The sequence below is a fragment of the Labilibacter marinus genome (assembly GCF_001659685.2).
Taxonomy (GTDB): domain Bacteria; phylum Bacteroidota; class Bacteroidia; order Bacteroidales; family Marinilabiliaceae; genus Saccharicrinis; species Saccharicrinis marinus.
Map to the genome: position 1 here is coordinate 101,705 of NZ_LXYE02000046.1, position 11,235 is coordinate 112,939.

Below are 11,235 nucleotides of genomic sequence, written 5' to 3' on the forward strand. Positions count from 1 at the left end.
GGCTTTCATGCCAAAATATATTTATCCCCATTAGATAGTACTCTAGACCTTTCGTCTACATTCGAGTTCTTCTTAGGTGTATTTGTCCGAGCAAAACCGGGGATAATATTATTAAAATTGACGATTACTAGTATAGGCTCTAAGCATTTTATATTTCTATTAAAAATACTTAGTGCACAGTATTAATGTGTTCATACAAGTTCTTGAATAAATATAAAGAATTGGTATCTCTATGGTTATCTTTATCAATTCGTTTTTTTTCTAGGTCTTACTCAGTTTTCTCTTTGTTAATATCGATAAAAGGGCTTTTAATTAAATAAAGAAACTCCTGTTTCTTTTTCGTGTTAAATTCGGCTAAGCCATATTTCATTTTCTCGATTGGCATCATTTTAAAAGTGCCAAAAATCCGATCCCATAGGATGAATATATCTGCGTAGTTAGAATTGGTGTAAAATTGGTTCTGTTGATGGTGAACCCGATGGTGATCTGGCATAACAAAGATTAAACCTAGGGTGGTGTTTAACCAACTTGGAAACTTTAAGTTTGCATGCTCAAAAAAGAAGAATACATAAAGAATGAAATAATAGCATGCCATTGAAAATACATCTGTTCCAAACAGCGCTGCGGTAACAATATTTCCTATGCCAAATACAAGAATCAGTTCAAATGGATGAAATCGAAATACAGTAGAAGAGTCCATCGTTGTATCGCTATGATGCACTCTATGAAATCTCCAAAGTATGGGTATTGCGTGAGTTCCTCTATGTATCCAGTATGCAGTGATGTCATATAATGCAATAGAAATAATAAGTAGCAATTCAGCGGGTAATTCTATAAGATATAGAAGCCCAATATGATTATTGTTCAGCCATTCAATAGAATATACTTGAAATGTGACGAAAAAGACGTTTAATGCAACTAATATAATTTGAAATAATGTATTTTGAAGTAAGTGATTCATTCTGTTTTTAAAGCTAAATGGCGTTTTCATTATTTGCTCTAAAGAAAAGAAGATGGCAATTAATCCAATAACTATATAGTTTGGGTTAATTTCAAGTAGCTTGTTCAGAAAATCCATGGCGAAATACGATTGAATTAATAAGGAAGATTAATTAGTGTGTACGAAAAAAGGATCTAAATATCCTAAATGTAACTTATTTATTTAGTGTTGTCAATACAAAAGTTGTTATTACACAATAAAGGCTTGGATGTTTAAGCGTTTTAGTTGATGTAATTATGGCTGATAAAATGTGTGTTATAAGAGAAAGACTTATTAAAGCTAGGAACCTTCAAATATTAATTTGAGGTAAATACATACAATTGTTAATCTCATATTAAATAAGCAAGGGTGTAAATTGTATATGGTTTATTTACCTGTTTACAGCAGGTCTGTTTTTAATTGTAAATTACTACTTCAGTTTAAGTGTTTGCTTTGTGTACTATGTTGTACTTTAACCTTAATACATTGTTATTTTCCTGCATAAACCAACGCTACAAATTACAATACTTTAATATTTAGTTTAAATTCTTTGGAGAAGAAAACTCTTCATTTGCCTTCGGAAATTTTAACAGCGAAGATAATAAATGATGAAGTCTCAAATTGGTGTTTTACTAGCCATGCTACTAATGCCTCTGCAATTGTTTGCGGATGGTTATGAATTAAAAGGAAAGATTACGGATAAAAACAAGGAGCCTTTAGTTGGCGCCACTGTTGTTATTGAAGGAACTACGGAAGGGACAATAGCTGGTCTTGATGGAACTTTTAAAATAAAAGAATTAGAGCCAGGTCAATATACTTTTACCATTTCATTTATTGGCTGCAAACAAGAAAAGCATACCATTAAAATATTTAACGATGAGGAGATAAATATTGTTTTGGATGAGGATGATATGTTGATGGGAGAGGTGATGGTTACCGCCAGTCAGATAAAAAGCACTATCTCAAGCGCAAGGGCAACGGAAAAAATGTCGCCTAAAGTGGTGAATGTAGTGTCAGGCAAAGCCATTGAGTTATCTCCAGATTTAAATGTTTCAGAGGTTGTACAACGAATTTCAGGTGTGTCATTAGAATATTCTGGTAGTGGAACAGGAACTTATGCCATAGTGAGAGGTATGGATAAGCGATATAATTATACTACGGTAAATGGTGTTAAAATACCATCGCCCGATAATAAAAATCGTTTTGTGCCATTGGATATGTTTCCGTCGGATATGCTAGATCGTATTGAAGTGAGCAAGGCCTTAATACCAAGTATGGAAGGTGATGCTGTTGGTGGAGCTATGGATTTAATAATGAAAAATGCGCCTGATCAGGAGATGTGGCAAGTTAATGCCTCAGTAGGTATGGCCACTTTGTTTATGGAACGCGATTTTGAGTATTTTAATTACTCGGCTGTTAATCCTCAATCACCATACGAGATTCATGGTAAGGATTATTCAGCTTCGATGGATGATTTTAGTACTGAGAATTTAGTGAAGCAGTATAAGAGAAATCCGATTGATATAAATGCAGGACTAACCTGGGGGAATCGTTTTTTAGATCATCGTTTTGGTATTGTTCTGTCGGGTAATATTCAACATTTACACCGTGGTTCAAATACTTCTTTTTACAATCAGCAATTAAATAGAGATGCTTCAAACTCCATTAGTTTAACGCATTATAGCGATCGTTTATATTCTTCGGAACAATTGCGAGGAGGAGCCCATGGTAAGCTAGATTTCGCCATAAACGGTAAAAATAAGTTAAGTCTTTATACCGCTTTTATCTATCAACGCGATGATGAAATCAGAGAAGAAACTAAATTTAGGATGTGGGATGGAAATTACGATCCTATTACAACTACAGGCAATGCTTCTTTAGAAACGCGTATTCGTCCGACCGTTCAAAGTATCTATAATACCACATTGCAAGGTAAGCATGAATTAAACGACGTGTTTAGCTTCGATTGGTCAGCGGTATATTCTATTGCAACAGGAGCTCGTCCCGATCAATCCATTTTCACCCGAAATACGGCTTTCCGTGATGGAGATATGACTCAGGTTCGTGTTGAAGATTATGGTGGCAATTATCGAATTTGGGAAGATAATTCAGATCGTGATTTAAGTGCCTACTTAAATTTAAATATTAAACCTTGGGAACACACCGATTTAAAAGTAGGCGTTTTATATAGAGACAAGAAAAGAGAGAATCGTTTTTATAGGTATAATTTCCGTCCACAGAATGATGAGATAAAAGAAGGCGAAGATTGGATTTATACTGAAGTGGATTGGAGGGTTACTTCGCCCAAAGGAAGTGTGGCCAATGAATTAAATTATGATGCTTATGAAAAGATAGCCGCGGGTTACTTTCAGTTTGACTCAAAAATAGGAGAGAACCTTAAGTTATTTGGAGGGATTAGAGTGGAGCATACGCGTCAGGGCTACGAGTTGCTTTTTCCTAAATACGAACAGGAACCAACTTTGGAGCAAAATTATATCGACTTATTACCAAGTTTACATGCTAAATACGAACTCAATAAAAAATCGAATTTAAGAGCTTCGTACTTTCATTCAATTGTGCGTCCAGGATTTTTCGAAATTGTACCATATACTTTTAGGTATGAAGATTATGATGAAATTGGTAATCCAGATTTAGAAAGAACGCGTGCGGATAATATTGACTTGCGTTATGAGCTATTCCCAAGTCCGCAAGATAATGTTTTTGTAGGGGCATTTTATAAGCGTTTGTACGACCCTATCGAGTACGCTCTTGTACCTATTGAAAGCAGACAGAATGCTATTTTTCTGCAGCCAGGTAATTATGGAACAGCCACCAATATGGGTATTGAGTTAGATGTAACCAAATACATCAAAAACTGGGGCATAAAAGCCAATTATACCTATACCAATTCAAGTATTACTACATCAAAAGTATTGCTGAAACGTGAAGATGAAAATGACTCAGAGTCAGATATTGTTCCCTATCAAATTGATCAGACCAGACCTTTACAGGGGCAAGCAGATCATATTGGAAATATCACCTTGTTGTATAAGAATCAGCAATTGGCTTTAGATATGCAGTTGGCTAATGTATACACAGGCGAGCGTATCTCTGAAATATCGGCTTATTACGAAAAGGACTTATGGGAATTGCCTACCTGGAAAATGGACTTCTCTGCCGAAAAGCATTTTAATATGGGTGTTACCTTATTCCTGAAATTGAGAAATATATTAGATACATCGCGCCAGATAGTAATTAAAGAACCACTCAAGGAAACCGAAACGGATTACATTTTACAAGGCAAAGCAGGCGATGATAAACTAATCAGATACGATAAGTATGGCCAGAATTTCTTGATTGGCCTCCGATATAAATTTTAATAATTAATTATAAACCATCAGTACGTTAAGTACTAAACAATTTAGAAAAATGAATACTAAATTATTTTTTAGATTACTACTATTAGTGTTAGCTATTAATTTTACAGCTTGCGAAAAGGATGATGTTGTTGATGACAAAGATGATGAATACGTTCCTGAAGAAGGCGAAATTGTTGAAGATTTAGATATCGATAATTTATATGTAATTACAGGTGAGCAGATTTGGGGTGAAGGTATTACTGTAAATATGAACCACCATGTAATTATTGAAAAAGGCGCTAGCTTAAAAATTAAACCAGGTGTAAAAGTAATTGCTAACGTAGATGTTGCTCCTGAGTTTTACGTAAAGGGTGATTTATTAGCATTAGGTTCTGAAGAAAAGCGAATTGTAATGACAGTTGCAGATGTTAATAGAACTAACGATAATGTATTTAAAGGTTTATGGTCTGGTATCTGTGCAACAGAAGAAAGCGAAAACTTTGTGCTTAACTATGTAACTGTTGAGTTTTGCGGTGCAATTGGTTCTGCAGAGCATCCGTCGGTGCAAGGTGGTTACAACGAAGATGGTGAGCCATGTAAAGGAATATTTACGCATAATATCACCGGAAAAAATGTAATTCATAATAGCGAATTCTTATATTTTTCTGATGATGCTTTCTATTCTAAAGGAGCTCAAGTATCATTATATAATAACTTTTTTGCATATGTTGGCGAAACAGGTGGTGAGTGTATTAACATTAAATCGGGTGTAAAAGGCGATGTGTGTTTCAATACTTTTTACCACAATGCTACTAACGGTATTAAATGGTCGAATAGTGGTGAACGCGAAGTGCAAGCGGATGTAAGAGTATACAACAACACTATTTTAAATGGTGGATGGAGAAGAAGTAAGTCTGGAAGAGGCGGTTCTTTGAATATTGAAAAAGGAGCTCGTGGTGCTTCATTCAATAACCTAGTGGTTAACTGTAAATATGGATTCCGTGTAGTTGGAGACCAAGATACAGGTGAAACTGATGTTGATATGGAAAATACAACATGGGGGAATACTTATTACTATGGTAACAATCAGGCTATGATTAATGAGTTTGTTCCATCCAATGGGGTATTAAATGCTTTTGAGGATTCTGATATTCACAATACTGATGTAGTGGCAGGTATGCCTATGTTTGCCAACTATGATAGTAAAGCTAATTTCAGCATCGAAAATGCAGATACGGAATTCCCAACGCCAGTGGAAAGTATTGTTGTTGATTCTTTCAGGAAGTATGACTTTTCATTAAAGTCAGGTTCGCCTGCGGTGGGAGCTGGTTTAACAAGTGTAAGCCCTATGTATGCAAATATAACTATTGACGGTAATGAGTTTATTACTCCATCGTCAGCAAGTTATATAGGTGCTAAAGCAGTAAAATAATTTATTTGAATAAAATAAGGTGCAATCATACCATGGTGGCACCTTATTGTTGTTATTATGATACGATTTATATTATTGCTTATCTGCAGCATCTGTTGCGCATGTAGTTCAGAATTAGAGGATACGCAAAGGGAAACAGGAAAAGATGCGGATGAGGATGGCGCTTTCTATGTGGAGTACAGATTAAATGATTTTGAGATTGATCAGAGTTCATTTCAATTTGATAGTAGTGCTGTTATTTTAAACGACCTTGAAGAAGCTTCTGGCATTATTGAAAGCAGATTAAAGCCAAACTACTTTTACAAACATAACGACAGTGGCTCTGATGCTCGATTGTATTTATACGCTGCCAATGGCAATCAAGCGGGTCAGTTTAAGCTAGAAGGAATTACTGCGATTGATTACGAGGATATTGCCATAAACACAGAAGAGGGCAAAGACTATATTTATCTAGGTGATTTTGGCGATAATAAAGAAAAACGCAAAACAGTTTCTATTTATCGCTTCCAAGAACCTAAGTTTACAGTTGCACAAGAATATTTTAGAGATACAGTAAATACTATTGATCAGATTGAATATCAGTATTTAGATAAAGATTTCGAAGAAGCTGTGAGTTATAATTGCGAGGCTTTATTTGTTGATCCTATTTCTAGAAATATTTATGTAATTACCAAGGGTAAAAGCATCGCACACCTATATAAAATTACTTATCCGTATAGTTTTAATAAAATTAATGATGCCCATTTATGTGGTTCGTTTACTATTCCTCCCAATCAAATAACGGCTGCTGATATTTCGGCAGATGGGAAAGAAATACTAATTAAAACATATGAACATGTTTTGTATTGGAGGCGAGATTTAAGCCAATCCGTTGAAGAGATATTACAAACGTCATTTATTCGTGTCCCTTATTTAGGGGAACCTCAAGGGGAGGCCATCTGTTTTATTTCCAATGGTGGGTACGTAACCGTAAGCGAACAGAATCCAAGTGTTAAAACTAAGTTTAATTTTTACAAGCCAAAGTAGAAGTATATTTTTTAAGAGAGAGAGTAATGCTACAACAACGACAGTATATATTAAGAATATCGATAGCCATTTCTTTACTAGCGGGGGGCATTTTTTTCGCCTGTAAACAAAAGGGAAGAGTAAGTGAAGGTTCAAAAGAACATCAAAAATTAATTGAGCCAATAGTGCAGGCTAAATATCAAACAAAGCCAGTGCCAGCTGGTATTCACGAGGATTCTGCCGACGATCCAGCTATTTATGTTGCAGCCCAACATGCTGATTCGGTTTATATTATTGGAACCAATAAAAAGGGTGGGGTGGCTGTGTATAGCCTTAAAGGTGAGGAGCTGTTTTGTTATCCCTTTGGAAAAGCGAATAATGTGGATGTTAGATATGGATTTCCACACAAGGGTGATACAGTTGATATTGTTGCTTTTAGTAATAGAACCACACATTCAACCGATATTTACCAAATTGATAAATCGGGTGCCTTGCATCCGCTTAGTGTTGGAGAAATAGTATCTGATTTTAAGGATGAGGTATATGGTTTTTGTTTGTATAAAAATCCAGATACAGAGCAATTTTACGCTTTCATCAATTGTAAATCGGGATCTGTTGAGCAGTATCATTTTTGGAGCGCTAAAGGAACAATTCAATACAGTCAAGTACGAGCATTCTCTCTACCATCACAAACTGAAGGTATGGTGGCTGATGATATGTTGGGTGAGGTATACATAGGAGAAGAGCAGAACGCTATTTGGAAATATAAGGCCAATCCACAGTTTGGAAATGAGGGTAAAGTACTCAGCGAAAGTATTATTGAAAAGAATCCTCTCTTTAAGGCTGATATCGAAGGTCTTGCTCTTTATCCTACAAGTGATTCTACAGGTTATTTGCTTGCTTCAATTCAAGGAAACTATTCTTACGCTTTATTTGAGCGTGAGGGAAAAAATAAGTACTTGGGCTCCTTTAAAGTGCTTGATGGAGTTATAGATGGCGTAGAAGAAACGGATGGTTTAGAAGTCATTAATATCAATTTACCAGCATTCCCTGAAGGTTTTGCTGTGGTTCATGATGGTTATAACTATGAAGGTAACGAGTTGAAAGCCCAAAACTTTAAGGTGCTCGATTGGAGAGATATTAAAGAGGCTGTGCTTAAAAATTAAGAACAAAATGGTATAATTAGCTTAATGGTTAGGGTGGTATTTAATGGAATAGGAAGGATTAAAACGGTTTGACGCAAAATTTAGATAATTTCATTAAATTGTGATGCGTTAATATATTACAATTATGAAAAACATTTTAGCCTTAATAATTCTTGCCCTAGCTTTTGTTTCTTGTACTGAGGAGAAGAGAAATGTAACCGAAGATAATAAGCTTAGCTTTGAAAAAAACTATTATCATCAAGCTATAGATACCTCGCTGATGGATATGAAAACCATCTACCTTCCTGCTTATCCTGTTATTCATCACAGGTATGTAAATACTTATGGTTTAACCGTTACCATAAGCCTAAGAAATACCTCTTTAAAAGATACTTTGTTTGTTACTAAAGGAGATTATTACAATACTTTAGGAGATAAAATAAGTAATAATATTGACAAACCTATTTTTTTAAGACCATTAGAAACGGTGGAAATTGTAGTAGCTGAAACAGATAATACAGGCGGAACGGGAGCAAACTTTATTTTTGACTATTACTCCCAAAGCAAATCAACGCCACTTTTTCAGGCTGTAATGATCTCCACAGCAGGGCAGCAAGGAATATCTTTTGTAACCGAAGGTGTTGTTATATCGGAATAAGAGGAAGGAGATAAATATAAGTGCACTAGTTTATTGAATATCGACAATTATTTAAATGCGTGACGTTACAAATAGGAGGCGTAGGCTGATTTAAAAACCGAACTTCCGAAACCCCACCAAGCAAAAGCTAAGGTTTTGGTTATTAGCCGATGCAAAAGCTTCGGCGGGGTTGATTATATGCTCTAAGTTCCAAGCCACTTATGTTCTATAGTTCATTGTTGAACTAAAGTCCTCCGGCATAGCTACCAATAATTATAGCCTAAGTTTTTCTACAAATGAATGTAGCTATGATTCATTAAATTCATTTCAAATCTCATACCTTGCCCACTAATATCCTAAGGCTTTAACAACTTCTTTCGCTTATAACTTGACCTCGCCATAATAATCTCGTAACTTCATGTCACTTCTGTAAAGCTTCTGAGCTCATTCTGTCATCTTAAAAATACCGAAAAGCGTTGATAAGTACATAGGTTAAATAAAGGCCGGGGTGTAGTTCAACCGAAACTCATCGCTGGGGCGTGCCGACCACTGATAGTTCTATTTATTGGCCACAGTTTTTATTACTCTCTTGCCCAGAGATTTTAGGAACCATATTAATATTGCTATTGATAATATAATCGCAAGAATTGAATAACTAGTCGGCAGCCAATTCGCACTCAGATTTATTAATCCAAAGTAAAATAATAAACTAGAAATAAAACTAACTCCACTTGACATAATCGTTAACGCATTTCCTATTGTTGAAAATATAACTGAAATGATAAATACATAAATCTCGAATATCAGAGATTTCAGAATATATCTAGTCTCAAGATTTACTCGCGAAGGTGTTTTAACGAGTTTGACTGAGCCACTTCTAGGGTCAGAGTCCACCTTTTCAATTATTTGAAGAATTCTCGAATCAGGTTTACGAGAACTTTTCATATTAGAATACCGAATCCGCATTCGATAACTTCTCAGAATTGAGTATGCCTCATTAATTTCCTTTATTTTATCTGGTCCCAGATTGTGCTTTAAGCAATAGTCAATCGCAGTAGCATAAGCTATTTTAACAAGGGGCTTTGAAGTCAATTCATCTATTCCAAGAATTTCATAATAATCTTTCATACTGGTCTAGCCAAATTAATTATTTTAAGTTTGTTATAATCTAAAAGTAATCCAATTGTGTTCAAGAATTATTTCAGGATATCATTTGATGGGCAACTTAAAAGTGTAAACGATGTATCTATAACTTTGTAAAGGATGTCCCTTTACCGTACCTAATGCACCACAACGTTGAGAATATGGGGCGTTTGGTAATTCAAAGCTCCCAACTATCAAAACGCCATATGTTTTATTAAATGTACTCATGCTCAATGTTAGTACTATCCGCCAAATGACCTATATTTATTGTTGTGTGGCGTTATTAATCGCATTCATGGGCCCCTATTCCATAACCTTTATAATTCTTCCAATCTGGATAATTAAAATAAGTAGCAATCCCTCCGTAATTCTTTTTTACAAACCCCAATATTTTACGTTCAGTTTCATTTATTATAAACGGGGTGAAATCAAATCGAGATGATTCTCTAAAATTATCAATTATATCAATCTTATTATCCTTATTATTCCAAATAGCAAAAATATTAGAATAGAAATGTCCATCCTTCTGACTGTCACAATAGTCTCCGTATATTACATTTAGAAAAACAAAGGTCGTATCATTGGATCTCAATTCTTTTGCTTGTTTAAATATTGGTAGTTGCTTACTATAATAATATGCATTTTCCTCTTTCATGGATTTTGATAATAATGAATCACATTCCTTGATTATGTAACTCGAATTTAATTTCCGAAACGCATTGTCAACATTTTTCTGAATTTTATTTTCAAGACACCAAGTCAAAGCGTAATCAGATTTCAAATGTGCAATTGCACCTTCAATTTCTTTATCTAAATCCAATTTAGCAACAATAGTAAGCTGCTCCATATCAATTAGATTTTTTGCAATTTCAATGTCCGATAAATTTTCTTGTTGCCATTGCACAACAAAACCCCAATATGGAATTGAAATATTAACAGCAATAAATTCATTTATTTTTGCATTCGTTTTGTTTCCATTGAAATCATAAACTATAAATTCTTTGCCGATTAAATATTTCAATTGAGGAGGAAGTTCTTTAGAATCAATTTTAGCTTTTGCTATAAAAGCTCCATTTTCAGCACCATCAATCCCAATCACCGCAGATATCTTCTCTTTGTCAATACCAAAGTCCGTAATCATGTATTCTCCACCTAAAATAGTGTAATGGTTATCTAGTAAATATGAATCCGTGTTTTTATATTTTCCTGAATACTTAACGTAACTCTTAAATCCATTTTTATTCAAGTCTTCTGATTCAGTTTTTGCATTACTATACGATTCTTTAGCCAGAATATTTATATACCAACCTGGATTTAAATTATCATAGTCCGAGGAGTTTAATATTTGAGATTCAAAGTCATAACTTTTCTGAGATTCTGTAGCTTTCTCTAAATTGTCAAAACCACTGAGAATTATCAACCATTTATCATTCACAATACCCACTTGAGCATAAGAAATTACACTAAAAAAAATTGTTAGAAATGTAAATATCAATTTCATTTTACTTGTCATTTTAAGCCGCCTAATGCCACAC

At 34.6% G+C, this 11,235-nt stretch carries 7 protein-coding genes; 5 read left to right on the forward strand and 2 right to left on the reverse strand.

Annotated features, from left to right (window positions below; translation table 11 throughout):
- Positions 1-268: 268 nt before the first annotated feature.
- On the reverse strand, positions 269-1,078 hold the full coding sequence (locus tag A8L32_RS19340; RefSeq protein ID WP_066632727.1) for a sterol desaturase family protein: 810 nt from the start codon (positions 1,076-1,078) through the stop codon (positions 269-271).
- 506 nt (positions 1,079-1,584) lie between these two features.
- Between A8L32_RS19340 and A8L32_RS19345 the strand changes: the two genes are divergently transcribed.
- From A8L32_RS19345 to A8L32_RS19365, 5 genes are all read left to right on the forward strand, one after another.
- Positions 1,585-4,359: a TonB-dependent receptor gene (locus A8L32_RS19345; RefSeq protein WP_083631414.1), complete on the forward strand. Its 2,775-nt coding sequence runs from the start codon at positions 1,585-1,587 to the stop codon at positions 4,357-4,359.
- A 49-nt stretch (positions 4,360-4,408) separates the two neighbouring features.
- The gene (locus A8L32_RS19350; protein ID WP_066632732.1) at positions 4,409-5,770 is read left to right on the forward strand and encodes a hypothetical protein; all 1,362 of its coding nucleotides are present in this window, start codon (positions 4,409-4,411) and stop codon (positions 5,768-5,770) included.
- Between the two features lie 57 nt (positions 5,771-5,827).
- Positions 5,828-6,796 (forward strand): hypothetical protein, encoded by a 969-nt coding sequence (locus A8L32_RS19355; protein WP_066632735.1) that lies wholly within the window; start codon positions 5,828-5,830, stop codon positions 6,794-6,796.
- A gap of 26 nt (positions 6,797-6,822) precedes the next feature.
- The gene (locus A8L32_RS19360; protein WP_083631415.1) at positions 6,823-7,941 is read left to right on the forward strand and encodes a phytase; all 1,119 of its coding nucleotides are present in this window, start codon (positions 6,823-6,825) and stop codon (positions 7,939-7,941) included.
- A gap of 124 nt (positions 7,942-8,065) precedes the next feature.
- Positions 8,066-8,578 (forward strand): DUF3124 domain-containing protein, encoded by a 513-nt coding sequence (locus tag A8L32_RS19365; protein ID WP_066632738.1) that lies wholly within the window; start codon positions 8,066-8,068, stop codon positions 8,576-8,578.
- Between the two features lie 1,405 nt (positions 8,579-9,983).
- Here A8L32_RS19365 and A8L32_RS19375 read toward each other — a convergent pair.
- Positions 9,984-11,235, reverse strand: a 1,252-nt coding sequence (locus A8L32_RS19375; protein ID WP_233145507.1) for a hypothetical protein, incomplete at its 5' end; no start/stop codon positions are given.